The organism is Formosa algae (assembly GCF_001439665.1).
GTDB lineage: Bacteria > Bacteroidota > Bacteroidia > Flavobacteriales > Flavobacteriaceae > Formosa > Formosa algae.
Genome location: NZ_LMAK01000036.1, coordinates 36653 through 61573, shown reverse-complemented (window position 1 = coordinate 61573; position 24921 = coordinate 36653). Strand labels below are relative to the sequence as shown.

The window sequence follows — 24921 nt, the reverse complement described above, 5'->3', positions numbered from 1 at the left end:
TAATTCGATTATATCACGAGTAACAATTCATCATATAAAAACAACAGTTCAGTAGTTCAATTTTTAGAAACCAAGAGTTTCGATAGATATTTGCTTTATAATAATTAATCAACCAAAAATAATATGAAACATTTAATTCTTTTAGTCGTGTCTTTAGTGAGTTTAGTAGCTAATGCACAAACCAATTTTGAAACAGGTATGCAAAAGGCTTTTGCATTATGGCAAGACAATAAAGTAACAGAAGCAGAACAGCTTTTTGAACGTATTGCAGCTGCCGAAACAGACCAATGGTTACCAAATTACTATGTGGCTCAAATAAATAGTTTAAAGAGCTGGGGAGAGCAAGATGCAACAGTTCTTAAAGCGAATTTAGATAAGGCACAGGAGTATTTAAACACCGCTAAAGGGATTAGCACTAATAATGCAGATATCCTGGTGCTACAAGCTCAAGTTTACACCAATTGGGTAGCTTTTGATGGGATGACCTACGGTATGAAGTATTCTGGAAAAATTACAGAACTGTATAATAAAGCGTATGCTATTGCTCCAGAAAACCCAATGGTAGTTTTAGGTAAAGCAGAATGGGGCATGGGAAGCGCCAAGTACTTTGGGCAAGACACAGCGCCGTTTTGTAAAGACATAGCGCATGCATTAGAACTTTTTGTTAACTTTAAACCAGAATCACCGTTTCATCCTAAATGGGGAGAAGATCGCGCTAAACAAGTGTTAGCATCATGTGAGGAGTAATTGTAGTAAAGTTAGAACGGATACAAATGAAAAAGTTATTAGAAAGTATACTATCTGGAGTCATAGTCGGTATTGCGATTATGGTGATAGATCAAACCATTCAGTTTTTTTCTGGAGCTACATTTGAGTTTAATGAAGACTTCTTTCGTTCGTTTTTATATTACTTAATTTACTCGGTACCTTTAAGTTTAGTCAACTCTTATTTCTTTCATTATTTAAATTATAAAATTGTTTGGAAGCGATACACTAAATATAGAATGTTAATTGGTTTTTTGGGGTCAGTATCCATTACACTGATAACTATATTTTTTGTACGAGCCTTTATTGAGGTTGTCGTTGAAGGTGAAACTTGGCAAGAGTTTATAGATTCTGAAAAAACAGCATTTTACTTCAGTGCGCTATTAATAACATTAGTGATTTCGTTGTTTTTTCATGCGGTTTATTATTACAAAGAGTTACAAAAATCGAGATTAAAAGAACAAAAAGTAATAGCGGGAACGGCCAGTGCACAGTTCGAGAGTTTAAAAAATCAGATCGATCCACATTTTTTATTCAATAGTTTAAATGTATTAACCTCTTTAATCGAAGAAAATCCGCATAGTGCACAACGTTTCACAGTGTCTTTATCTAAAATTTACCGTTACGTATTGGAGCAAAAGGATAAAGAATTAGTAACGGTAGAAGAGGAGTTAAAATTCGCTAAAACCTATATGAATTTGCTTAAAATGCGATTCGAAAACAGTATCGTCTTCAATTTGCCGGAAGATTACGATAATCCAGAAGCTAAAGTGGTGCCTTTATCTTTGCAGTTATTGTTAGAAAACACCATAAAGCACAATACGGTAAGTGAGCAAAAACCGTTAAAAATAGATATAACAATAGAAGATAATGTCTTAGTTGTTAAAAATAATTTACAAAAGAAAGAGGTTTTACAAACCAGAAAAGGCGTAGGCTTACAAAACATAGTAAATCGCTACGCCATATTAACTAACAGAAAAGTATTAGTAGACGAAACCCAAACGTATTTCGCGGTAAAGCTACCCATACTAACAAAACGCATTGCAATCATGGAAATACCAAAACATAATTATAACGAGCAAGACGCGTATAATCGCGCAAAGAAACGAGTAGAAGAAATTAAAGGATTTTATGGTAATTTACTGTCATACTGTGTCGTGATTCCGTTTTTAATATTTATAAATTATCAAACATTTTGGGGTCATCAATGGTTCTGGTACCCGATGTTAGGTTGGGGAATGGGACTTGTTTTTCACGGGTTTTCTGTCTTCGGATATGGTAAATCTTGGGAAGAACGCAAAATAGAAGAAATTTTAAAAGAAGAAAAACAACAAAAAAATTGGAACTAATGGAAAACACATACTTTGAACAAGAGCGCTACGAACGTGCAAAAAAACGAGTGAGACGTATTAAAGGATTTTATACACATGCTATAGTATATGTCGTGATTAACCTTATGCTTGTCTTTATAAATATTAATAATCTGGAACCTGGAGAAAGTTATCTGCAATGGAAGAACTTTATAACCTTAGGCTCTTGGGGAATAGGGTTGTTGGCTCATGGCGTGTCTGTGTTTTTACCAACATTAGTGATAGGCAAAAACTGGGAAGACGAAAAAATAAAATCCTTAATGGATAAAGAGAAAAACCATAAATGGGAATAATTTGGGCGTGTTTTTCCGCTTGGGCTCCAAAACCGCGCTTTCCGCGTTACACGGTAGCTTGCTGCAATCGCTCACGCAATACCCAAGAACAGTATACTAAACATTAGAAATTTCAATCCTTTATGAAAGTTATAATTATAGAAGACGAAAAACCATCTGCAAGGCGTTTACAGCGTATGTTAGCACAATTAAACTTACAAGCAGATGTTATGTTACATTCCGTAGAAGAATCCATAACATGGTTTCAAAATAACGAACATCCTGAACTGATCTTCTTAGATATTCAGTTAAGTGACGGCTTGTCGTTCGAAATTTTTGAAAGTTTAGACATTAAATCAGCTATAATTTTTACTACAGCCTACGACGAGTATGCACTTAAAGCTTTTAAATTAAACAGTATAGATTATTTATTAAAACCTATAGATGAAGACGATTTAGAACAAGCTGTCGCTAAGTATAAATCCAGAATGCCTAAACAAGAACAAGTCGTTTTAGATTTTAATGAAATCAAGAATTTATTAGTGAATCCATTAGACCGCACTTATAAAAAACGATTCTCAGTTCAAGTTGGTCAGCATTTAAAATTAATAAATAGCGAAGATGTAGAGTGTTTTTACAGTGAGAATAAAGGGACGTATTTACATACAACTTCAGGGCGTAATTATTTATTAAACTCAACTTTAGATCAGTTAGAAAACGAATTGGAACCAGATATGTTTTACCGCGTTAGCAGAAAATACATTGTAAATATTAATGCCATTCACGATATGGTAAACTATACAAATTCCAGATTAGAGATTAAATTACAAACCTTCAAAGCAGACCAAGTTATTGTATCCAGAGAACGTGTTAAGACATTCAAAGAGTGGTTATCTTAAAAAATAACCTCACAGTTTTACCTTTAGGCTTAAAAAACTGAAACTTAACGGGTTTATTTTTAGGTGTTTAGCATTAGTGGCTATATTGATTGTAAAATCAATCGCTATGAAAACCAATCTAACCACCTTATTATTAGTCTGTTTTATTTCTACGTTAACTTTTGCTCAAGACTGGAAAACATATCCTTATACACCTACAGGTAGCTTAGTGTCCTTTCCTACCGACGAAGGATTCCATTCCGAAGAACCAACCGAATGGTGGTACGCTAACGGAGAAGTCACCGGTGTAACTTCGGGAAAAACCTATACGTATTTACTAATTTATTTTTCTAGTTCGTACTCTTATGCAGGTTACGACGGCTTCAGAATTTTAAATATTATGGATGAAAGTACGGGGCAGCTTTATTCAGATACAAAACCTGTAAACTACGACTCTAAATCTGAAACCGAATTGCTAGTAGAAGCATATGTATTTCTAGGATCTCAAGATACTTGGATTACAAAGCGCGATACAGACGGCAATTTAATTCCATTTGAATATACCATCTCTGCAACATCGTCTTTTGGAGTATTACAATTGGATTATAAAACCACCAAGCGGCCGTTGTTAATAGGGGATGATGGCTATTTAGAGCAAGGCAGCGAAAATTACACCTATTACTATTCGCAAACTACAAATGAAGTCTCTGGAAATATAACACTAAACGGTACAACGGAAGCAGTCACAGGAACATCTTGGATAGATAGACAGTACGGAAGTTTTAATCCGTATTTAGGCGAAAATTACGAATGGTTTAGTATTCAATTATCAAACGGTATGGATATTAATGCTTACAATGTGTTTACGCCAGATTATGCCATTCCAGATAATTTAAAATATAAAGTGTTTGCAGCTTATGTCGATGAAACAACGCAATATACAACAAGCGATTTTGTGTTAGAACGCTTATCTTATCATTGGTCTGACGATAATGTGCAGTGTTATTCTAATAAATGGCGATTAACTTCAGATAAAAATAAAATCGATTTAATTATTACACCACGTCACAACGATGCAGAAATTTTAGAACCCATTCGCTTTTTTGAGGATGCCACAACCATAACCGGAAGTGTAAATGGTGTAGAAGTTACAGGGATTGGCTTTGCTGAATTGATTCATGCTTACGAACACCCCATAGTAACCTTCAATGCTTTTGAAGACGAATATTTTACTCCCAACACCACTATATCTTGGGAACTTACGAATCCAGATGATGGACGTACAACCTATTACGATGTGTTATACAGTACCGACAATACTAATTATAGTGCATTAGCAACAGATCTTACAGCGACTAGTTTTAGCTGGGATGCATCAACCTTAGAGAATGGAGATACCGTTTGGTTTAAAATTATGGCTCATTCAAGCGATAATGTGCTAAAAAGCGAAACAGTAAGCGCTGCATTACAGTTTAATTTACTAACTGTGTCTGATGCTGTTTTTAGCGATATAAAATTATATCCGAATCCTACTAAAAATCAATTGTTTTTAAAAGGATTGGTACAGCTAAAGACTTTAGATTATCAGATTATTGATATTAGCGGACGCATCGTTTCAAAAGCTAGTCAAGATCTAAATACAGCAGTTGTATTAGAGATAAATACACAGCAATTAAGGGCTGGATTGTATTTTTTAAAATGCATAACCGCAGAAGCAGAACAGAGTTATAAATTTGTAAAGAAATAAATTAATCTTCTTCCTCGATACGATTATCATCAAAAGCAGAGGGCAGTAATTTGGGAATAAATTTTATAACAATTGGGAGTAATATAGCGCCGCCAGGAAGTAAAAAGATGGCTAAACTCGGAATAGACTTAAAAATATCTAGAAGTTGTTCATTAACCTTTTTTTGTTCTTCGGCAGTTAAATCGCGTACGGTAGATTTAGATAATAGTATCATTAACTCCTTACTGTCTCGTAATTCTTGTAATAATCTGTGGCTGTTTCTGGTAATGAGTTTACTCACAATTTGAGATGACCTATTGTAGAAACTTTTTACAACATTTTTAGCACTTAATAATGGTATTTTATCCCGATTGGCATTAAAAAACAAGTTAATCGAATTTAATGACTCATTACGTTCTTTATCATTTATGTTTAAAGCAGTGCTTAAATTTTCAAGAAATTCGGCTTCAGCAGGTTCTATCCATTCATCACTCCAAGCAGCCATACAAGCAATATCTAAGTAATATAGATTGTGACACAGTTGCTTGGCATTTTCAATAGCTTCAGCATAAGTCATATGTCCAATTTGCTCGTAACGTAAAGACGATTCAAACAATTCAATTAAACTCTTGTCGTAATTACTCTTTTCAGATTTTAAATTTAAAGCTTCCACAACTATGGTAATTATAGTCGATTCTAAAGTCTCTAAATAAGCTTTAGTAATCAATTTACTATTTAAAAAATGATCGTATGCAATCACGTCTATATACAATAAGACGTTTGTAATGTAATGATTAAAGTTTTTCGTAATAACGTTTTCATGAATCTGAATCCGTTTATGCATGATTTTTTCTACTAAAGCTTCGGCAGAATCTCGTCCTAAAAGCTCTCCTAAAAAAGATGTTTTGTTTTCATTAATAGCAGTGTAAAAATCTATAATACTATCGAAAAGATTGGTTTCAGAGCCGCTTGTTTTGTGAGTGTTAATAAAAGCGATACATAAATTCACTTTACACAGTTCTTCTTCAGTAAAATCCGGATTAACAATATAATCGTTTACCACTTTAATATTATACCCATATATAAACCCTGAGTTTCGGAACGCCTTATAAAAGTCGTAATCCGATGGATTATCAAATAAAGTTTGAGAGGATAATTCTTTAATTAGTTTTTTTATCCAACCATTAGCCGATGGGTTCATTGCGTATTCTCTTAGACTTAGTCTTACAAATTTAGTTTTTAAAGCCCAAAAAATCATCTTTTTTAGATGTTAACATAATTTTAACAAAACCGCCCCCTTCTTTTTTTCGTAGGTATGTGTGAGAGTCAAATAAATCATTAACTAAATCTCAATTATTATGAAAAAAATGAAAATTATTTTAGGAATCGGAGCTTTATCAATAGCAGGTTTCTTTATGGTAGCAGCCGATCATATCGATGCACCAGCAGTAGCAGGCGGAACAAGTGATATTACAGATTTCTATGCCTTTCAAGGTGAAGACACAGACAATTTAGTATTTGTTGCCAATGTACAAGGCTTATTAAGTCCATCGGCTTCTAGTGAAGCAATGTTTAATGAAAGTACTTTAATAGAAATTAACATTGATACAAACGATGATAAAATTGAAGACTACGTTATTCAAGCTATTCCTCGCGACGGAGTAATGTATTTCTTTGGTCCAGTAAAACCAACAACAACAGGTTTAAGTAGTGCTATTGAAACGACAGCAACAACTTCTATGGTAGATATTTCTGCTTACGGCGGAACTGCTATTATAGAAAACAGTAACGACATGAAGTTTTTTGCAGGACCAAGAGACGATCCGTTTTTCATGGATTTTGCACAATTCTCTGAAATTATCGCAGGAAACGCTACAAGTTTTAACGAAGTAGGAAGCGACACCTTTGCAGGAACTAACGTAATGTCTGTTGTAGTAGAAGTACCAAAAAGCATGATTGGAGGTTCTGGAACAATTAATACTTGGGTAGAATCTAAAACAAAACAATAATTAACCATTTAAAAATACACTTATGAAAACTTTAAAATATACACTTTTAGCAGTGGGCGTTTCATTATTAGCCTTTAACTGTTCAAGCGACGACGATAATAACATGATTATAGACCCGGTAGAACCTGATTTTACAGGAACTTATATGCAAGCGGATCAAATGGGGAGACCAGCCATAAATACGGTATTTGTGTCATCTGCATCTAAAGATGATTTCAACGTAACCATTCCTTCAGAACAAGGTGCAGCTTATCAATCTATGTTTCAAACTAACTTAGAAGGATTAAGTCCAGCTTACGCTATGGAAGGTGATACAAATGCATTGGGATTAGATGCAGAAACTTTTACTAGCGTGCTTGCTACAGATGTGTTAACCGTGTCTTTAGACGGTACCACAACATTTTACGATGGTACTAATGTATTAACAGGTAGGGCATTGGCAGACGATGTGATTACTGTAGAATTGTTATTAATTTTTGGTGGTGAAGATTTTACCGAAAACCCAGGATTATCTAACGACAATGTCGATGCTAACGATAAAGCATTTTTAACATCATTTCCTTACTTAGCTTCTGCTTGGTAAATTAAAATACACACTAGGGTAAATCGCTATTTACCCTAGTGTTAAATAACATCAAAAAACACTCAACCTCATGAAAACTACACAACATCTTACACTTTTGGTATGTACATTACTATGTTTTAGTTGTAATACCAAAACAACAAAAAAAATAGCCCATTCGGGCGACTATAACACCTATGTAGAAGCAGAAGACCAAAAGTCGCTGTTGGCTTTAGAAGCTGATTATGCGTTTTGGAACGGTAAGTTAAACGAGAACCCAAATCAGTTTCCATACCTAATAAAGAAAGCAGCGTCTTTGTCTTCTATGTTTAAAATTACAGGGAATATTGATTATTTAATTGAAGCAGAAACCGACTTGGTTGAAGCTAATGAACGTACCCATGCTGGTAGTTCTGGTATTTTAAGAGCTTTAGCTAGAAATTATATTTCGCAACACCGCTTTAAAGAAGCACTTAAATTGCTTAAAAAGGCAGAAGTAGTAGGAGAACATTTAGTTGGTACTCAAAATATGCTTTTCGATGTACATTTAGAATTGGGAAATACAGCTGAAGCCAAAAAGTATTTAATGGCTATTCAAGATTTTAACGATTTTGATTATGTAATTCGTTTAGCAAAATGGCAAGACCATCAAGGCGATTTAGAAAGTGCTATAAAATATATGGAGAAGGCTTTAGTTATTGCTGAAACGTCTAAAAATCCAAATTTAAAACAATGGGTATATACTAATATAGCCGATTTTTATGGACACGACGGACAGATTGAAAAATCGTATACATACTATTTAAAGGCTTTAGATCTTGATCCTTCAGATGCTTATTCTAAAAAAGGAATTGCTTGGATTGTATATTCTAACGATGATAATCCAGAAGAAGCTATGCGAATTTTAAATTCCGTAACTCAATATCACAAAACACCAGATTACGAACTCTTGAAAGCAGAAATTGCAGAATATATGAATGATGAGGTTTCTAAATCAAATCATTTAAATGCTTATTTAGAAGCTGTGGATAATAAAAAATATGGAGACATGTATAACGCTTATAATACTTTAGTCTATACAGACGACCTACTTATTTTTGATTCAGCATTAACATTAGCAGAGAAAGAAGTAGAAAACAGACCAACACCACATTCTTACGATTTGTTGGCGTGGACTTATTATAAAAAAGGCGAATACAAAAAAGCATTAGATATTGTAGAAACACATGTTAAAAATAAAAGTTTTGAGCCGTCAATTCTATTTCACGTTGCACAAATTTATAAAGACAACGGAAAAATAAAAGAAGCCAAAACCTTGAAAAAAGAATTACTAACAGCGTCTTACGAGCTAGGACCTGTTACTACACAACGTATTAAAAATATTTAAAATATATATAATTTTTTGTTGGTGGTTTTTATTGAGTGAAAGCGTTTGTTAGTAAAATAACAGACGCTTTTTTTTTATAATCTACGTTTCTGTTTGCTAATTATTCTTGAATATAAGACTCATTACCAAAATAACCAGTTCGATTTTAATATAGTAGAATAAGTAATATCTATTGCTATGTGTAACCTGAGTTGCTATTTAACAGTACAAACCTTACTAATTTTGTTTAACAAATTATAAACATTAGTATTATGGAAACTTTAGAATTACAGGTAGGATTAAATCAAGAATATAAAATAAATGTTGCAACAAAACTTAATGTTCTTTTAGCAGATTTTCAGATTTATTATATGAATCTAAGAGGGTTGCATTGGAATGTTAAAGGACGAAGATTTTTCATGCTTCATGAAAAATTAGAAGAGCTTTACACCGAAACCAATGAGGTTGTAGATGAAATAGCAGAGCGTATTTTGTCTTTAGGATTACAACCTTTACACACTTTGGAAGATTATTTGGAACACAAAACAATTAGAGTCTCTAAAAATATTTCTAACGGAGATGTTGGTGTGGCGGGTATCTTAGATACATTAAAAGAGCTTTTAATTCAAGAACGCGATATTTTAGAGTCAGCCTCTAATAATAATGATGAAGGAACAGCTTCTTTAATGAGCGATTTAGTTTCAGATCAGGAGAAATTAATTTGGATGCTGACTTCTTATTTAAGTTAAATGTTACCTATAAAAAGCAAAAGTTGAAAAGGCTTTTGCTTTTTATTCTATGATTTATTAGAGGATTACTATTAGGGTAAGTGAGTACTGATAATTACTTATAGCTATCGTTTTATAACGTATTTTTAGTTGTAGTATTCTATTTGTCTTTCGCAAACCATATTTAATTCTCCATTAGAACTTCTCTTATTTGTTATCCAATTTCCATTATGATCATACACATATTCAAATGATATTTGACGTCTAAGTTTACCTTGTTTATCGAACGAATTTTGGAATATCCGGTTATTCATCTTATCGTATTCGAATACCATTTGTACAAAATTTCCATCTGGATTGAATTTTATCTGTTCCTTTTCATTTCCATTCTTGTCATAGGAGTAGAGAATAGTATGTTTTTAGCTGCCATCTGCTTTATATATCAATTCTTCAATTTTTTATTATCTGCATTATATTTGTATACGTATTTCTTCCCTATATTGCTATTAGGTTTTTTGAAAACTATCTCGGTATTGTTTTCGTTTTTATCATATGTATTAGATTGAATATCGGTTAGATTATTTTCTGCATCGTAAGTCTTAATTTCAATTAAGTTATCATTAGAATCGTACTTATATGTCCAATAACTTAAAGTTTCTCCAGATGCTTTTTTCTCAATGGTTTTTTGAATGTTTCCATTTGTAACCCTTTCATAAATTGTTTTTTTTAAGATAGAACCATCTGTGTAGCACTTACCAAATTCAATTAGATCTTCATTTTTATTATATATTGTATATGAATTAAGTTCAGATTCAAAAAGATGATCTCGATTTTTCAATTTTCCATTCTCAACTCTATAGATAACTTTTTTGATCGATTTTATGTTTGGTTTATGTCTAGCCTGTGGTGATTGTTAGGCAAAGTTTTATTCACTTAATTCCTTAATCATTTTCTTTGAAAAATCAATATGACGTTGTTCATCACTGGTTGCTACCTCAATCACTTTTTTGAAATATTCAATGGCCTTTTCATTATTTCCATATTTTTTGTAATAATGAGCTAATCCAATATATCCGTCAAAGTTTTGTGGAAATTCCATTTTTACAAAAGTAAAAACATTAAAAGCATCTTCTTTTTCATCTTTTCGTAAGTAGCTAAAGCCTAAACGGGTCAAATCTTCTGTATCGACTTTGTAGTTGTCTTTACTTAAGATGAGGGTATCATAGTATGTTTTTATTTCCCCACTTCCATTATTGGTGATCTCCTTTTCAATCATCACATCAATAGGTATAGGTAGTTGTCCATCGGAATACAAGCTTGCCAGAAAAGAAGCCGTACGCCGTAATCCTCCAAAATCCGAGGTATTTGTAAAAATAACTACGCTTAGTTTCTCCGAAGGGATTCTCAATGAAATGTTTATAAAACCGGTAGTACTACCACTATGCCTTAAGTGTTTTTTGCCGTTTTCCATTTCAATAAACCATCCAAATCCATAGCCATTTCCCTCAGTTTTTCCGTTTTCGTCCCAACTGGAAAATGCATCGTTAAGCAAGTCCGATGAAACAAGGGTTTCATCATATAAACTGTTGTCCCACTTAGCATAATCGCTTACGGAGGAATAAACTCCGCCATCGCCTTGTATGGCCGACCAAATGTTCTGGTCTATATTTATGTATTTGTTTAGGGAATCATTGAATGTATAACCAAAAGCACGATTTTTAATGGGTGCGCCTTTCACATATATCGTGCTGTTGGTCATTCCAGTTTTCTCAAAAATTTCTTCTTTCATAAATCTTTTAAACGTTTTTCCTGAAACTCGCTCAATAATCATGGCCAACACGGCATAACCGGAATTACTATATTTAAATTGTGTATTCGCAGGAAACAAAAGACTGTCCTGCGCTATTAGAAGGTCGAGCACTTCTTTATCTACAAGTGGTTTTTCTGAATCCTTTGGATATAATTTGGAATAATCCTGTAGCCCTGACCTATGCGTCAGTAAATTTTTTATTGTGATTTCTTTTCCATAATCAGGAAATTCAGGAATTACTTGGGTCAATTTAGTGTCGAAATTTAATTCGCCTTGGTTTATCAATTTTAAAATTCCCATGGCGGTAAACTGTTTGGTCACCGATGCAAGTCTATAATTTGTTTCACAATTCGCCTGTATTTTATTTTCCAAATCGGCATATCCAAAACTTTGACAGTCTTCGATTTTTCCATCTTTTATAACAGCGAAACTCGCGCTTGGTCTTTCACTTATGTAATTTCGGAACACAAAATTTATTAAATCTTGTTTGGTCTCCCTTTTTTTTACTAATTCTTCCGTAGGCTTACATCCACTAATGACAAATAAAAAGATTACTATTAAATATGTGTATTTCATTTTTTAAATTTTGCCTAACGGTCTTGTATATGGCTCGTAGCGTGCAAAAAGGTACTATCTTTTCGGTTAAGCACAAGCCGAATTTTTTAATTTTCTTTTTATCTTATTTTCTCAAAAAGCCAAATTAAAAAATTTGGTGGACTTGCAAATAAGCCTTAACTTCGTTGAAGCAATTAACTAGCTATGAGCTATATACGTTGTTAGCAACTGCCCTTTTTGTTCAATTTGTCTAATGTTTTTTCTATTAGTTCCATTCTCTTTTTTATTTTTTCGGATGCAGAGTCCAAAGTATAACCTTCGTCCAAAAGTTCCTTGATAAGCAACATTTTTTTTATGTTCTTATAGTCGTATTTTCTGTTTTTACCTTCTTTTTCGGGCAGACTTTCAATAATTTGCTTCTCTTCCCAATATCGTATCTGTCTTGTTGGAATATCTGTTATTTGAGATACTTCGCCAATACCAACTACTAATTTTTCCAAGAAGTCAAAGTCAAACGATAAATTTTCTTTCTGTTTCATTTTGTAACTTATTTACAATAATTGTTGCAAATATAGAAAATATGTTGTTGTTTTGCAATTGTAAATAATTTACAATGTTTGTAAATACAAAACAAATCAGATGAAAAATTTATTATTAATACCAATAATTATGATGATGATGTCGAAAACAACAGCACAAGAAGTTTCTACAGATGAAACAAATGCCAAAAGTAAATCGGCATTGTTGTTAATCGAAACACAAAACGAATGGATGCACGCAGACGGAAAACTACGCAAGGCATTATTAGAGGATGAAGAAATGATGTTAAATTCAATTTCCAACATTGAAAAATCATTGGAATTCGTACGTAAAGAAGGTATTCCTGTTATTTATGTTCGTTTGCAATTTGAAAAAGGATATCCAGAATTAGCCAATGGAAAAAGCGGATTGAGAAAGGCAATTCCGAATGCTGGTACATTTCCGAAAAATGGTTTTGGTGCGGAATTTTATAAAACTGTAGAACCGTTGGAAGGTGAATTTATTGCTTCGGGCAGAATGGGTGCAAGTGGTTTCGCTGGCTCAAATTTAGATGCCTATTTACGAAATAATAAAATCGAAAATCTTTATTTAACTGGTTATGCAACCCACGTATGTGTCGAAAGTACTTTGCGCGAGGCTCACGATATTGGTTATAATACTTTTGTGATTTCTGATGCAACTTCTGCTTTTAATCGAACACAGCAAGATTATTTTTTAAGTGAAATTGTTCATCATTTTGGCGAACACTTATCTACCGAAGAATTTGTAAAATGAAAAATGAATTAAAATCTACATTGCGGTTTGTGGTTTTAATTGCCACTCCGCTTTGTTTGGTAAATGGATTAATTTTTAGTTTGGGTTCGCAGGATTTAATTCAAGCTTGGTTCAGTCGTTTCGGTTTTACGTTCCTTGTTACTTTTCCGCAAGCAGTTTTTTACGTTTCCGTTGTCAAATGGTTTGATAAAAGAAACAAAGTTTGATTTTGACGAGATTTTTGTAGGAAGTACGGACGTTTTTTTGGGTTGTTGCTAACGTGTTATATACTAATAAAAGTTTATCTTAATGAGTATAAGCATGCGGATAAACTAAAGTTTTTATAGTGTATACAATTTACATATTTAACTAAAATCTAGAAGTATAAACTTTAAAAAAGAACAATAAATTTATAGTTATAAAATGTGATAATATGGCTGCAGAGTTTAAAATAATTAAAAACAGCCCAGAATAAAGAGTTTTAATCTTGATTCTGGGCTATTATAATGGTCTTTATATTTTTTGTATTGTAGTTCTGTTTTTATTATGAAACAGACGCTACTGTACCTAAGGTATAAAGTTGTTCTAGAGTAGGAGATTCACTTCCGCCAGCAGGCTCTAAAGTAATCCCGAATGCTTCTGATGCGTTTGAGTTTTCAATAGCAAAGATTTTGTTATCGTCTGTCATAAAATCGTCTAGAGTTCCTAAACTAGTAGGAGTTAACGGATTTAAGGTTAACGACCATACTTGGTATACTTTACCTTCTGGTGGTTCTGGTAAGCCTTGAGCATCTAAATACATGCTATTTGTAGCTTTATCCCAATAGACTTTAGCATAAGCTTCTGGGTAAACGGCTTGTCCGCCAAGTGGAATTGCTAAAATATCTTTGTCACGTAAAATGGTAATAAGGTGTTTAGCCTCTTTTAAATCTGTATCTGCAATTTCAATTTGTTGTTCAAGGAATTCTTTATCTGTTTCTGCAACTTTAATTTTAGATTGTAATTCTGAGTTTTGTTGAATAGCCCAAAATAATCCAGCTCCTAAAATAACAGCTGCGGCCCAACCTGTAACAGATAGCCAGCTGCTTCTTAGCTTTTCGGCTTTCATATTAACAACTTTAGTATCAGTATCTGTCTGACTACTAATTTTATTTGCAATTGGGTTAAAGTCCAATATGGCATCTTTTGGTGCTGTCGCTTCTGTGAGTTTTAAAATTGCAGCTTCAATTTGTAAAACTTCATTTAAAACCTCAGGATGTTTTAGCATAACGTCGTACACTTCTTTGTTTTCTTCATCAGAAAGCGCACCTGCAACATACAGTTCTAAAATACCAGAATTTATGTAGTTATTTATATCCATGTTAGTTAAGTACTATAGCGCGTAATTCGTTAATACAATTTCTATTTCTCGTTTTAATAGTGCCAATAGGCATATCTAAAGATTCTGAAGCTTCTTTTTGGGTATATCCCTTAAAATAAAGTAACTCTATTACCTCGATACATTTCTTAGCCAGTTTACTTACAAATTTACCGACACCAATAGCGTCTGTTTTATCGTTTAAGTTATCGCCGTGTTCTAATATATCTACGAAAAATTGAGCGTCAAGGTTTTGTTTTTTATTTTTAAAAGATTTTGATCTGGTTTTATCTATAGCGGCATTACGAGCGATATTTAAAATCCAAGTAAAAAAGCGGCCTTTGGCTGCAGTATAGGTATCTGCCTTATGCCAAGCTTTAATAAATACATCTTGCATGATCTCTTCAGCAATGTCATGATCTCTAACAATATTAAAGATAACACCGTGAATGTTTTTGGCGTACATATTATATAACGCTTCAAAAGCCTTCTCGTCTTTTTTCTTAAATTGTTCAATAAGTAAGTCTAATTGCATATAGTTGTTTGTATGGGTTGAAATTAGTTAAATTATTTCACAAAAAAAAAGCTGCTTTACGCAGCTTTTTAAATAATATGTATTGAAGCTTTTATTGTTCTCTTAAATAGGTGTCTATTGTAATAGCAACTTCTTCCCAAGTTTTACTCACACCATCGGCACCAGTGTGTAATACTTCACATGCTTTGTGCAATGTTGCTAAAGCGTCAAGTGCATTCCAATCTTTTAATTGCATAACCCCACTTAAAGATACACGTCTATCATCGGCTACAGTATATGTTAGAGGTAAATCGTGTGTTTCTCCGTTCATTGTGATTGAAGCAACAGCTTCTGTAGCAGATGTTGTTTTTAAAGTTCCTTTTAAAAACTCTGTATCAGACATTACATTAAAGAAAAACTTTTGCAGTTTACCATCACGAATAGAATCTTTAGAGAAAATAGTACTTACTGGAATAGAAAACGATACGCCATTTAACGCTTCTTGTACAGAACTACCAGAATGAGCATCAAAATTTAAAGTTGTAAACACACCAGAAACAGGTGTCTTCTCTGTAGTTTTATAAGCAGTCCAATTAACCGTTGTACCTTCTGGTTTAATTACAAATTGTTCTGTTTTCTCTACTGGAACTTCTGCAGCTGGAGTTTCTTTTTTGTCTGATTTACAGCTTGTAGTTAATGCTAAAGCGAATACAGCCATAAGAATGGTTATTCTTTTCATAGTAAATGTTTTTGTTATTATTTCGAATTTCTAAATTACAGAATATTTATTCAAATTCAAATCCTAGTCAAAGGTAATGCAAAATTAGGTTTGCAATAGGGAATGTTACTTAAGTTTTAACGGTTGTTTGTGTTAATTTTTTTAATAGAAAACTAACGTTTAATATCTAAATTTAGAAAGCTTTAACAGCTGGTGTTAAATAAACTGTAAAGTTTAAAAGCAAGTTTGTGTAGTACCTAGTAAGCGCTTACTTTTACAGTAATAAATAAATAGTTAGTTTTTTTTCAAAACGAATTCTATTATAATTTTGGTTGGTTATAAGATAGAATTAAAAGGTTTGTTAGTTAATTTTTAGTTTAAGAAGGGAGTTGTTTTACATGTTAAAATAATTCCCTTTTTTTATTCTATACACTCCATAGTGCTTTCAACTTTGTCCGTGTCCATTTTAGGAGACATATACGGAATGCCTAAACCAAGTCCTCTAATAATAAATAATACACCAATAATTATTACAAATACTGGAATCATTTTTTGAATACGCTTTTTAGCTAAAGCACTGAGCATATTTCCAAAATATATGGCAGTTGTCATTAATGGAATGGTTCCTAAACCAAAAAGAAACATATAAAGTGCACCTTGTAAAGGATGTGCAGTCGCTATAGATGATAATACAGCCATATAAACTAATCCGCAAGGCAAAAAGCCATTTAAAAAACCAATAGTTAAAAAGGTGTCTGCTGTTTTTTTCTGAAGCGCAACACCCATCCCTTTCTTTACTTTCGAAATGACTTTGAATATCGGTTTTGAAAAATTGTATTTGCTAAATGTGTTATAGGGCAGGAGCACAATTACAATTAATAATACACCTATTATAATGGAAAGTTTTTGCTGAAGTCCGAAAACATACAAGCCTTTGCCTAGAAAACCAAAAACAAGACCTATAATACTATACGCTAAAAGTCGTCCGAAATGATAGGTGAATATCTGACTTACTTTTTTAAACGTATTACTTCTATCTACAGGAAGCATAAATGCTATTGGGCCACACATACCAACGCAATGAAAACTTCCTAAGAGGCCAAATATAAAGGCAGAAATAAACATTTAATAAACTATAGATTTCTTATAAAGATAGCTGGAATTATTGTTTTTCCAGTCTACAGTTAAATTCCAACGTCCGCTAACTAATTTGTCATTACTAATTAATATACGGTGATCTTTTAAAACTATTGGTATTTGAAAATCTAATGTTTTATTAGATGGTCTGTAAAGGGTTACGGTTCCGCTAATCTGAGATTCATTTATAGACTCTGGAAATTGTATTACTATACCCTCTGTAGTTTTAGTATAAGTAATATTCTCTTCTAGTTTTAAAGCATTTTCTTCTTTGTCAATATCATCTTGAAGCGATAATTCTTGCTTGTAATAATCTTCTACGACTAAATCGTGATGGTATTTCTGATCTGTGACCATAGTCACCACAAAATACATAATGAATGCTATAAAGCATGCAAAAGCAATAACAATTCCTGTTCCCCAATTAATTTTCATACTATTTGCTTTTAATACGTTACCTATAGCTTCTAGGTCCTAAGAAGCTCACTGTTGTAGTCTCTATTAATTGACCTTTACTGTATATTTCTAGTGTTAACTTATTTTTATCTCCTTTTAAATCGGATTGTTTAATCTCAATAAATAGAGTTCCTTCAGCTAATCCTTGTCCAGGAACAACGAAGGTATCTGTGGTTGAAACTAATTTTAATTCGCCAGGATAATCGGCTAATTTAAAAGATACATCTTCAATATCATAGTTAGTCTTGTTTATTAATTTATACGTAAACACATTACTAATAACGTTATTGTCTTTATGTTCGTATAACTGACCAGGTAGTCTTAATACCGTAGCTTCTAAGTCGTTTCTAGTGAATAACATTCCACCCCAAACAATTAGTAGTACAATTAATACGGCGGTGTAGGCTTTAAGACGGACATTGAATTTAAATTTTTCTTTCTTTTCAATTTCGTCTTCACTCGCGTATCTTATAAGCCCTTTAGGTAAACCAACACTATCCATGATGGTATCACATTCATCAATACATGCGGTACAGTTTATACACTCAAGTTGCGTTCCGTTTCTAATATCTATACCGGTAGGGCAGACGTTAACGCATTGATTACAGTCTATACAATCTCCATGTCCAAGTGCTTCTCGATCTTCGTTTTTACGGAATTTTTTTCGTCCGTTTTCACCTTCACCACGTTTATGGTCGTAAGCCACAATAATAGATTTATCGTCTAATAATACACCTTGTAAACGGCCATAAGGACAAGCAATAATACAGACTTGTTCTCTAAACCATGAAAAGATGAAAAAGAAAATGGCTGTAAAAATTAATAATGGTAGTAAAGTTGCTAAATGTTCTGCAGGCCCTTCTTTGATGTATGATAATACCTCGTCGCCACCAATTAGATACGCTAGAAACACATTAGCAATAAAGAAAGATATAAGTACAAATAAGAACCATTTTAAAAGACGTTTTCTTATTTTTTCTGCATCCCATGCTTGGCGTTCCAAACGCATTTGTTTACCTCGATCGCCATCTATCCAATATTCAATTCTGCGGAATACCATTTCCATGAAAATGGTTTGCGGACAAATCCAACCACAAAAAATACGTCCAAAAGCAACAGTAAATAAGGTGATGAATACTACAGCTATAATAAGAGACACCACAAAAAGTTTGAAATCTTGAGGCCAGAATGGAAAACCGAAAATATTGAAACGCCTTTCTAAGACATTAAACATTAAAAATTGATTGCCGTTAATTTTTATAAACGGAGATACAATTAAAACGATTAATAAAAAATAACTAACAAGTTTACGTTTATCGTAATATGTCCCACTCGGTTTTTTTGGATATACCCATGCGCGTTTTCCGTCTTCTGTTATGGTACCAATAGAATCTCGAAAAATTTCTTGATCTGGTGTGTCTTCCATTATCTAATGGGATTTTGTGTGTATTTCAGTGTTATTCAGCAGGTGCTTCTTCTACCCAAATCTCGCCTTCGGCTTCTTTTGGTTTTGCAGGAGTTGTACCTTGTAAACTTAAAACGTAACTCGCGACTTGAGCAATTTGGGCAGGTTTTAAGCTTTGTTTCCAAGCGATCATACCTTTACCGTCACGTCCACCTTCACTAACTGTATGGAATACATTCTTAATACCTCCACCTAATATCCAATGGTCGTCTGTAAGATTTGGTCCAATTCCACCTCCACCATCTGCCATATGGCAAGCCACACAGTTGGTTTCGAATATAGATTTACCAGCGTTTATATCAGAGGCATCTGTTAAAAGTATTACGGTATTAGCATCAACTAAATCTTTAGCTGTTTTTTTGTATTCTTCAATAGCAATTTTAGCATCGGCAAGTTCAGTTTCATATTCATCGATTTGAGAATCACCATTAAACACTTCGTACTTTAACATATACACTATAGCAAAAACAATTGAGATATAGAAAGCATATACCCACCATGGCGGAAGTGAATTGTCTAATTCGCGAATACCGTCGTAATTATGATCTAAGATGATTTCGCTTTCTTGAGCGATTGGTTTTTGACCTAAAGATTTTACATAAAGGTCTTTTATCCATTGAATGAATTTAGGCGTTTTATTTTTATTTGCTAGATAACGTGCTTGACCAGCTTCATCTAAACTTTGAAATAAAATGTTATCTAAAGCTGTTACAATACCTTCAATAGAGATTATTACTACTAGAACCAACAATAAGAAAACCAATACTATGGGATACTTAATGAATGCAGGTTCGTTTCCTGAGTCGACAAAATATTCAACTAACCCTGCTATTAAAAAGAACAGGACGGGAACTCTTATGTAAGATGGTATGAATTTTCTCATAATGTGGTTTCGTTTTGGTGGTTATCGTTTTCAAAAGGAAGGTTGCTTACGGTATTGATATAGTCTTTTTTAGCGGTAATTACCCACCAAAATAATACTACAAAAAAACCGAAAAATATTAATAACGATAGTATTGGGTATATTTCTATACCCGAGATACTATCCATATAGTTTTTTACGAAGCTTAACATGATTAATAGGTTTTATTATTCGACTTCTTTTACTTTAATGTCTGTTCCTAATCGTTGTAAGTAGGCGATAAGAGCTACAATTTCACGATTTTTCATTTCAACAAAATCCGCACCACTCTCTGCAGCAGATTTTTTGTCATTTTCGTAAGTTTCAGCAAAGTCAGGATCGCTATATAAATTCTTTTCAATAGCTGTACCTTGTTCTAGCATACTTTGTTGAGCATTAGCGATATCTTCTTCTGTATATGGTACACCTAAAGTAACCATAACTTCCATTTTATTTTCTGTTTCAGACTTATCAAGCTCATCTCTTACAATCCACTGGTAAGCCGGCATAATAGAACCACTAGAGGTACTCTGTGGATCGTACATATGGTTTAAGTGCCAGTTATCTGAATACTTACCACCTATACGGTGAATATCTGGACCTGTACGTTTACTTCCCCAAAGGAATGGGTGATCGTATACATATTCTCCGGCTTTAGAATATTCTCCATAGCGTTCTACTTCACTTCTAAAAGGTCTAATCATTTGTGAATGACAACTCACACAACCTTCACGAATGTAAATGTCACGACCTTCAAGTTCTAAAGGCGTATATGGTTTTACACTACTAATGGTTGGAATATTAGATTTTACCATTATTGTAGGTACAATCTGAATTACACCACCAATTAAAATAGCGATAGTTGCTAGAATAGTTAATTGTATAGGTTTACGTTCTAACCACGTATGGAAACCTTCTCCAGCAAGACGTCTTTTAGAAACACGTTCTAGAGCAGGAGCTTCTGCTAACTCGTCTGATACTACAGAGCCTTGTTTAATGGTTGCATAAATGTTATATACTAATACTAGTAATCCTGTTAAGTATAATGTACCACCAATAGCACGCATGGCGTACATAGGGATAATCTCTGTTACGGTTTCTAAGAAGTTACCATACACAAGAGTACCGTCTGGATTAAATTGTTTCCACATACTGGCTTGTAAAAAACCAGCAACATATAGTGGTAATGCATACATAACAATACCTAAAGTTCCGATCCAGAAATGTACGTTTGCAAGTTTTAATGAGTACAATTTTGTCTTAAATAACCTTGGAACTAACCAATAAATCATACCAAACGTTAAGAATCCATTCCATGCTAATGCCCCAACGTGAACGTGAGCAATAATCCAATCTGTATAATGACCAATGGCATTAACACTTTTAAGCGATAACATTGGACCTTCAAACGTAGCCATACCATAACCTGTAATGGCTACAACCATAAATTTTAAAACAGGATCTGTTCTTACTTTATCCCAAGCACCTCTTAAGGTTAATAATCCGTTAATCATACCACCCCAAGACGGCATTAATAACATCACAGAAAAAGCAACTCCTAAGTTTTGAGCCCATTCTGGTAATGCAGAATATAATAAGTGGTGAGGTCCAGCCCAGATATAAATAAAGATTAAAGACCAAAAGTGAACAATAGATAATTTATAAGAGTACACAGGTCTGTTCGCTGCTTTAGGAACAAAATAGTACATTAACCCTAAGAAAGGCGTGGTTAAAAAGAATGCTACAGCATTGTGTCCGTACCACCATTGTACCAAGGCATCTTGAACACCAGCATATACAGAATAACTTTTTAACACACCAACCGGTAATGCTAAACTGTTAAAGATATGTAATACAGCTACAGTAACAAAGGTTGCGATATAAAACCAAATAGCTACGTATAAGTGACGTTGTCTACGTTTTAGTATGGTTGCTATCAAATTCCATCCAAAAACAACCCAAACTAATGCAATAGCAATATCTATAGGCCATTCTAATTCGGCATATTCTTTTGAAGATGTATACCCTAAAGGTAAAGTTATAGCTGCAGCAACTATAATAAGCTGCCAACCCCAAAAATTAATATTACTCAAAGCATCACTAGCCATTCTGGCTTTTAAGAGACGTTGAGAGGAGTAATACACACCAGCAAATATGGCATTACCAACAAAGGCAAAAATAACCGCATTGGTATGCAAAGGTCTTAAACGTCCAAAACTTAACCATGAAATACCATCGGTTAGATTAGGGAATAGAAAGAAGAATGCAAGTAGAAGTCCTACAGCCATTCCAATTACACCCCAAAAAATGGTAGCATAAATGAATTTTTTTACGATTTTATTATCGTAGTAGAATTGTTGTATTTCCATAGTGAGTATTAATTATTCTTTTTTGGTTAGTATGGTTTTGTCGGTTTTATCGTCTTTAATTAATTCGTCTTCAAACAACATGCGTACAGACGGCGTATAACTATCGTCGTATTGTCCGTTTTTTACAGCGAAAATAAATGCAGCAAAAAATATTAATGCTACAATTACACTGACTCCAAGTAATATATAAATGACGCTCATTATTGTTTAATTAATCGGTAAAAGTAAAAGGGTTATGGTGATCAAAATATGACATATGTCATATTTTGAAATAGCTAAACTAATTTTCTCCCAACCCAGTTAGAAGTTACGGTTGTAAACACCACAATACTTATAGAACTAAGAGGCATTAAAATAGCAGCAATAACAGGCGCAAGTTGCCCAGTAATAGCAAAATACAGTCCAATAATATTGTACAATAAAGATAATAAAAAACTCCATTTTATAATCTTAATAGCCATTTTTGACGCTATTAAGAATTGTTCTAATTTATTAAAAACAGAGGCGTCCATGATACCGTCGCAGGCAGGTGAGAAAATATTGATGTTTTCGGATAACGCAATTCCTACTTCGCTTTGTGCGAGTGCACCAGAATCATTAAGTCCATCGCCTAACATTAAGACTTTTGCGCCTTCTGTTTGGTGGTATTTAATGTACTCTAGTTTGTCTTCTGGTTTTTGGTTAAAGAGTAATTTTGTTTTTGTAGGTAATAATTTTTTTAGATTGTTTAATTCACCTTCATTATCTCCAGATAGAATAGCTAAATCGTAATGTTTTTTTAATTGATTAAACAATTTAGAAAGTCCGGTTCTGTAGCTATTATAAAAGGTATACTTTCCTTTGTAGTCATTATTACTACTTATATGTACACTTGTATGTAGTGATTTTACCAATTCTTTTTTTCCAACAAAATTGGCAGATCCTACTTTTATATCATTTTTATTTAATGTTGCTTGAACACCTTGCCCGATATGTTCTTCAAAAGAATCTAAAGTTACAATATCATTGGCCTTTAAAATATCGTAAAGGGTTCTGCTTAATGGGTGATTAGAACCGCGGAGAGTGTTTTTTAGTAAACGTTCTTCTGAAGCTGTTAACGGAATTCCATCATAAGTCGCAGTGCTTTTTTTGTTAGATGTAATGGTTCCTGTTTTATCAAAAATAATAGTGTTTATTGCTGCTAATTGTTCTATAACACTAGCGTTTTTTAAATAGAGTTTATGTTTTCCAAAAATACGCAGCATGTTTCCAAAGGTAAAAGGTGCTGCTAAGGCTAGGGCACAAGGGCAAGCAATAATAAGCACGGCAGTAAAAACGTTCATAGCTTTGCTCGCATCATAATACAACCAAAACGCAGTAGAAATAAATGCAATACTTAAAATAGCAATAGTAAAGTGTTTACTTATGTTGTTTGTTAAATTTACAAACGCTTCTTCTTTGTTTTTATTAAAAATATCATGACTCCAAAGTTGTGTAAGATAACTTTGTTTTACTTCTTTTAAAGCTTCCATTTCAATACTTCCAGAAGTTTGTTTGCCTCCAGCAAATAATTTGTCCCCAGATTTTTTATTTATCGTATCAGATTCTCCTGTTACAAAACTATAATCTATTTCAGCTTGTCCTTTAATTAAAATACCATCTACAGGAATAAGCTCTTCATTTCTTATTAGTAGGCGGTCTCCTTTTTTTATATTGTAAATCTGAATAGGAATTTCTTCTGTTTCCGATACAATTTTGGTTACCGCAATGGGGAAATACGATTTATAGTCACGTTCAAAAGATAAAAATGAATAGGTTTTTTGCTGAAAAAACTTACCTAATAACAGAAAGAACACTAAGCCTGTTAAACTATCAAAAAATCCTTGCCCAATATCGAAGGCAATTTCAATAGTACTGCGTATAAAAAGTACAAGTACACCTATGGTTATAGGGACATCGATGTTTAAAATTTTTGCACGTAAACCTTTAAATGCCGAAATAAAATAGTCTTGTGCAGCATAAAACACCACAGGAAGTGAAAAAGCAAACATTAGCCATCTAAACAAAGGCTTGTATTGATCTAACCAAAACTCATCGACTTCAAAATATTCAGGAAACGATAAAAACATCACATTTCCAAAGGCAAATCCGGCTATTCCTAATTTATAAATTATAGAACGGTTAATGTATTTCTTTCCTTCACTATAATCGTCTAAACTTATGTAGGGCTCATAACCAATACTACTAAGCAGAAGTACAACGTCTTTAAGAGATGTGGTTTGTGTTTGATAAGTAATTCGGACCGTTTTCTTATTAAAATTAACCTGAGAGCTTGTAATCTCTGGATTTAATTTGTTTAAATTTTCTAAAATCCAAATACAAGAACTACAGTGAATATGCGGAATGTATAAGGTTGCAATTTGCATAGACTCATCGTTAAACTCTAGGAGCTTTTCTAGAATCTGAGCATCTTTCAAAAAGTCGAACTTAGCTTCATTTATTTTAGGTCGAGCTCCAGGCGATTTTTCTATATCGTAATACGCGGTAAGATTACTTTCCGAAAATATTTCGTATACCGTCTTACATCCATTACAACAAAACACCTTATCGTCGTAATTTATTTCAACAGTATCGCAAATATTACCACAATGGTAACACGTTTTATTTTCAGAAGTTTCAACCATATTTTTA

26 protein-coding genes are annotated in these 24921 nt (G+C 33.2%); 10 read left to right on the top strand and 16 right to left on the bottom strand.

Translation table 11 applies throughout. The annotated features are described in order from the left end of the window. Nucleotides 1–123 precede the first annotated feature (123 nt). The 5 genes from AST99_RS10500 (at nucleotide 124) to AST99_RS10480 (ending at nucleotide 5032) form a co-directional block, all read left to right on the top strand. A complete protein-coding gene (locus tag AST99_RS10500; protein WP_057781794.1) occupies nucleotides 124–747 on the top strand; it encodes a hypothetical protein in 624 nt (207 codons plus the stop codon). Nucleotides 748–773: 26 nt separating this feature from the next. Next, the gene (locus tag AST99_RS10495; protein WP_057781793.1) at nucleotides 774–2114 is read left to right on the top strand and encodes a 2TM domain-containing protein; all 1341 of its coding nucleotides are present in this window, start codon (nucleotides 774–776) and stop codon (nucleotides 2112–2114) included. Continuing rightward, a complete protein-coding gene (locus AST99_RS10490) occupies nucleotides 2114–2428 on the top strand; it encodes a 2TM domain-containing protein (protein WP_057781792.1) in 315 nt (104 codons plus the stop codon). The genes AST99_RS10495 and AST99_RS10490 overlap by 1 nt, the downstream gene beginning before the upstream one ends. Before the next feature lie 122 nt (nucleotides 2429–2550). Beyond that, on the top strand, nucleotides 2551–3306 hold the full coding sequence (locus tag AST99_RS10485; protein WP_057781791.1) for a LytR/AlgR family response regulator transcription factor: 756 nt from the start codon (nucleotides 2551–2553) through the stop codon (nucleotides 3304–3306). A gap of 106 nt (nucleotides 3307–3412) precedes the next feature. Continuing rightward, nucleotides 3413–5032 carry a lipocalin-like domain-containing protein gene (locus AST99_RS10480; RefSeq protein ID WP_057781790.1) on the top strand — a complete coding sequence of 540 codons (1620 nt, stop codon included), beginning with the start codon at nucleotides 3413–3415 and terminating at the stop codon, nucleotides 5030–5032. 1 nt (nucleotide 5033) lies between these two features. On the opposite strand, the gene AST99_RS10475 is transcribed toward AST99_RS10480, so the two are convergent. Beyond that, nucleotides 5034–6269, bottom strand: a complete 1236-nt coding sequence (locus AST99_RS10475) for an LETM1-related biofilm-associated protein (protein WP_232301614.1) — start codon at nucleotides 6267–6269, stop codon at nucleotides 5034–5036. 100 nt (nucleotides 6270–6369) lie between these two features. On the opposite strand from AST99_RS10475, the gene AST99_RS18945 reads away from it, so the two are divergent. The 4 genes from AST99_RS18945 (at nucleotide 6370) to AST99_RS10455 (ending at nucleotide 9697) form a co-directional block, all read left to right on the top strand. After that, nucleotides 6370–7020, top strand: a complete 651-nt coding sequence (locus AST99_RS18945) for a DUF4331 family protein (protein WP_057781789.1) — start codon at nucleotides 6370–6372, stop codon at nucleotides 7018–7020. 22 nt (nucleotides 7021–7042) lie between these two features. After that, a complete protein-coding gene (locus tag AST99_RS10465; protein ID WP_057781788.1) occupies nucleotides 7043–7603 on the top strand; it encodes a DUF4331 family protein in 561 nt (186 codons plus the stop codon). A gap of 70 nt (nucleotides 7604–7673) precedes the next feature. Continuing rightward, complete coding sequence (locus AST99_RS10460) at nucleotides 7674–8969, top strand: tetratricopeptide repeat protein (RefSeq protein ID WP_057781787.1); 1296 nt, start codon at nucleotides 7674–7676, stop codon at nucleotides 8967–8969. A 251-nt stretch (nucleotides 8970–9220) separates the two neighbouring features. After that, nucleotides 9221–9697: a Dps family protein gene (locus AST99_RS10455; protein ID WP_057781786.1), complete on the top strand. Its 477-nt coding sequence runs from the start codon at nucleotides 9221–9223 to the stop codon at nucleotides 9695–9697. A 125-nt stretch (nucleotides 9698–9822) separates the two neighbouring features. Here the strand turns inward: AST99_RS10455 and AST99_RS19010 are convergent, their stop codons facing one another. From AST99_RS19010 to AST99_RS10435, 4 genes are all read right to left on the bottom strand, one after another. Continuing rightward, complete coding sequence (locus tag AST99_RS19010; RefSeq protein ID WP_370875295.1) at nucleotides 9823–10086, bottom strand: DUF2963 domain-containing protein; 264 nt, start codon at nucleotides 10084–10086, stop codon at nucleotides 9823–9825. 32 nt (nucleotides 10087–10118) lie between these two features. After that, nucleotides 10119–10514 (bottom strand): hypothetical protein, encoded by a 396-nt coding sequence (locus tag AST99_RS10445; RefSeq protein ID WP_057781784.1) that lies wholly within the window; start codon nucleotides 10512–10514, stop codon nucleotides 10119–10121. Nucleotides 10515–10601: 87 nt separating this feature from the next. Further along, nucleotides 10602–12062, bottom strand: a complete 1461-nt coding sequence (locus tag AST99_RS10440) for a serine hydrolase domain-containing protein (protein WP_057781783.1) — start codon at nucleotides 12060–12062, stop codon at nucleotides 10602–10604. Between the two features lie 200 nt (nucleotides 12063–12262). Continuing rightward, nucleotides 12263–12580: a MerR family transcriptional regulator gene (locus tag AST99_RS10435; protein ID WP_057781782.1), complete on the bottom strand. Its 318-nt coding sequence runs from the start codon at nucleotides 12578–12580 to the stop codon at nucleotides 12263–12265. A gap of 130 nt (nucleotides 12581–12710) precedes the next feature. Between AST99_RS10435 and AST99_RS10430 the strand changes: the two genes are divergently transcribed. Beyond that, nucleotides 12711–13355: a cysteine hydrolase family protein gene (locus AST99_RS10430; protein WP_157486357.1), complete on the top strand. Its 645-nt coding sequence runs from the start codon at nucleotides 12711–12713 to the stop codon at nucleotides 13353–13355. Nucleotides 13356–13878: 523 nt separating this feature from the next. On the opposite strand, the gene AST99_RS10420 is transcribed toward AST99_RS10430, so the two are convergent. The 11 genes from AST99_RS10420 to AST99_RS10370 form a co-directional block, all read right to left on the bottom strand. Beyond that, nucleotides 13879–14694, bottom strand: coding sequence for an anti-sigma factor (locus AST99_RS10420; protein ID WP_057781779.1), 816 nt, complete (start codon nucleotides 14692–14694; stop codon nucleotides 13879–13881). A 1-nt stretch (nucleotide 14695) separates the two neighbouring features. After that, nucleotides 14696–15226, bottom strand: a complete 531-nt coding sequence (locus AST99_RS10415; protein ID WP_057781778.1) for an RNA polymerase sigma factor — start codon at nucleotides 15224–15226, stop codon at nucleotides 14696–14698. A 91-nt stretch (nucleotides 15227–15317) separates the two neighbouring features. Further along, nucleotides 15318–15944, bottom strand: coding sequence for a YceI family protein (locus tag AST99_RS10410; protein ID WP_057781777.1), 627 nt, complete (start codon nucleotides 15942–15944; stop codon nucleotides 15318–15320). Nucleotides 15945–16343: 399 nt separating this feature from the next. After that, the gene (locus AST99_RS10405; protein WP_057781776.1) at nucleotides 16344–17048 is read right to left on the bottom strand and encodes a sulfite exporter TauE/SafE family protein; all 705 of its coding nucleotides are present in this window, start codon (nucleotides 17046–17048) and stop codon (nucleotides 16344–16346) included. Continuing rightward, the gene (locus AST99_RS10400) at nucleotides 17049–17495 is read right to left on the bottom strand and encodes a FixH family protein (protein WP_057781775.1); all 447 of its coding nucleotides are present in this window, start codon (nucleotides 17493–17495) and stop codon (nucleotides 17049–17051) included. A 19-nt stretch (nucleotides 17496–17514) separates the two neighbouring features. Beyond that, entirely contained in the window at nucleotides 17515–18942 is a 1428-nt protein-coding gene (gene ccoG / locus AST99_RS10395; protein WP_057781774.1) for a cytochrome c oxidase accessory protein CcoG, read from the bottom strand. Nucleotides 18943–18973: 31 nt separating this feature from the next. After that, nucleotides 18974–19864 carry a cbb3-type cytochrome c oxidase N-terminal domain-containing protein gene (locus tag AST99_RS10390; protein ID WP_057781773.1) on the bottom strand — a complete coding sequence of 297 codons (891 nt, stop codon included), beginning with the start codon at nucleotides 19862–19864 and terminating at the stop codon, nucleotides 18974–18976. Beyond that, nucleotides 19861–20055 (bottom strand): cytochrome c oxidase subunit IV, encoded by a 195-nt coding sequence (locus AST99_RS10385; protein ID WP_057781772.1) that lies wholly within the window; start codon nucleotides 20053–20055, stop codon nucleotides 19861–19863. Before AST99_RS10385 ends, AST99_RS10390 begins: the two co-directional genes overlap by 4 nt. A 15-nt stretch (nucleotides 20056–20070) precedes the next feature. Beyond that, entirely contained in the window at nucleotides 20071–22251 is a 2181-nt protein-coding gene (gene ccoN, locus AST99_RS10380; protein ID WP_057781771.1) for a cytochrome-c oxidase, cbb3-type subunit I, read from the bottom strand. Between the two features lie 12 nt (nucleotides 22252–22263). Further along, nucleotides 22264–22452 carry a cbb3-type cytochrome oxidase assembly protein CcoS gene (gene ccoS, locus AST99_RS10375; RefSeq protein ID WP_057781770.1) on the bottom strand — a complete coding sequence of 63 codons (189 nt, stop codon included), beginning with the start codon at nucleotides 22450–22452 and terminating at the stop codon, nucleotides 22264–22266. 74 nt (nucleotides 22453–22526) lie between these two features. Further along, entirely contained in the window at nucleotides 22527–24914 is a 2388-nt protein-coding gene (locus AST99_RS10370) for a heavy metal translocating P-type ATPase (RefSeq protein WP_057781769.1), read from the bottom strand. Nucleotides 24915–24921: the final 7 nt, after the last annotated feature.

Coding starts and splice junctions, on each gene's coding strand:
- AST99_RS10500 (WP_057781794.1), top strand. CDS start 124: ATGAAACATTTAATTCTTTTAGTCGTGTCTTTAGTGAGTTTAGTAGCT.
- AST99_RS10495 (WP_057781793.1), top strand. CDS start 774: ATGAAAAAGTTATTAGAAAGTATACTATCTGGAGTCATAGTCGGTATT.
- AST99_RS10490 (WP_057781792.1), top strand. CDS start 2,114: ATGGAAAACACATACTTTGAACAAGAGCGCTACGAACGTGCAAAAAAA.
- AST99_RS10485 (WP_057781791.1), top strand. CDS start 2,551: ATGAAAGTTATAATTATAGAAGACGAAAAACCATCTGCAAGGCGTTTA.
- AST99_RS10480 (WP_057781790.1), top strand. CDS start 3,413: ATGAAAACCAATCTAACCACCTTATTATTAGTCTGTTTTATTTCTACG.
- AST99_RS10475 (WP_232301614.1), bottom strand. CDS start 6,269: ATGATTTTTTGGGCTTTAAAAACTAAATTTGTAAGACTAAGTCTAAGA.
- AST99_RS18945 (WP_057781789.1), top strand. CDS start 6,370: ATGAAAAAAATGAAAATTATTTTAGGAATCGGAGCTTTATCAATAGCA.
- AST99_RS10465 (WP_057781788.1), top strand. CDS start 7,043: ATGAAAACTTTAAAATATACACTTTTAGCAGTGGGCGTTTCATTATTA.
- AST99_RS10460 (WP_057781787.1), top strand. CDS start 7,674: ATGAAAACTACACAACATCTTACACTTTTGGTATGTACATTACTATGT.
- AST99_RS10455 (WP_057781786.1), top strand. CDS start 9,221: ATGGAAACTTTAGAATTACAGGTAGGATTAAATCAAGAATATAAAATA.
- AST99_RS10440 (WP_057781783.1), bottom strand. CDS start 12,062: ATGAAATACACATATTTAATAGTAATCTTTTTATTTGTCATTAGTGGA.
- AST99_RS10435 (WP_057781782.1), bottom strand. CDS start 12,580: ATGAAACAGAAAGAAAATTTATCGTTTGACTTTGACTTCTTGGAAAAA.
- AST99_RS10430 (WP_157486357.1), top strand. CDS start 12,711: ATGATGATGATGTCGAAAACAACAGCACAAGAAGTTTCTACAGATGAA.
- AST99_RS10420 (WP_057781779.1), bottom strand. CDS start 14,694: ATGGATATAAATAACTACATAAATTCTGGTATTTTAGAACTGTATGTT.
- AST99_RS10415 (WP_057781778.1), bottom strand. CDS start 15,226: ATGCAATTAGACTTACTTATTGAACAATTTAAGAAAAAAGACGAGAAG.
- AST99_RS10410 (WP_057781777.1), bottom strand. CDS start 15,944: ATGAAAAGAATAACCATTCTTATGGCTGTATTCGCTTTAGCATTAACT.
- AST99_RS10405 (WP_057781776.1), bottom strand. CDS start 17,048: ATGTTTATTTCTGCCTTTATATTTGGCCTCTTAGGAAGTTTTCATTGC.
- AST99_RS10400 (WP_057781775.1), bottom strand. CDS start 17,495: ATGAAAATTAATTGGGGAACAGGAATTGTTATTGCTTTTGCATGCTTT.
- ccoG (WP_057781774.1), bottom strand. CDS start 18,942: ATGGAAGACACACCAGATCAAGAAATTTTTCGAGATTCTATTGGTACC.
- AST99_RS10390 (WP_057781773.1), bottom strand. CDS start 19,864: ATGAGAAAATTCATACCATCTTACATAAGAGTTCCCGTCCTGTTCTTT.
- AST99_RS10385 (WP_057781772.1), bottom strand. CDS start 20,055: ATGTTAAGCTTCGTAAAAAACTATATGGATAGTATCTCGGGTATAGAA.
- ccoN (WP_057781771.1), bottom strand. CDS start 22,251: ATGGAAATACAACAATTCTACTACGATAATAAAATCGTAAAAAAATTC.
- ccoS (WP_057781770.1), bottom strand. CDS start 22,452: ATGAGCGTCATTTATATATTACTTGGAGTCAGTGTAATTGTAGCATTA.
- AST99_RS10370 (WP_057781769.1), bottom strand. CDS start 24,914: ATGGTTGAAACTTCTGAAAATAAAACGTGTTACCATTGTGGTAATATT.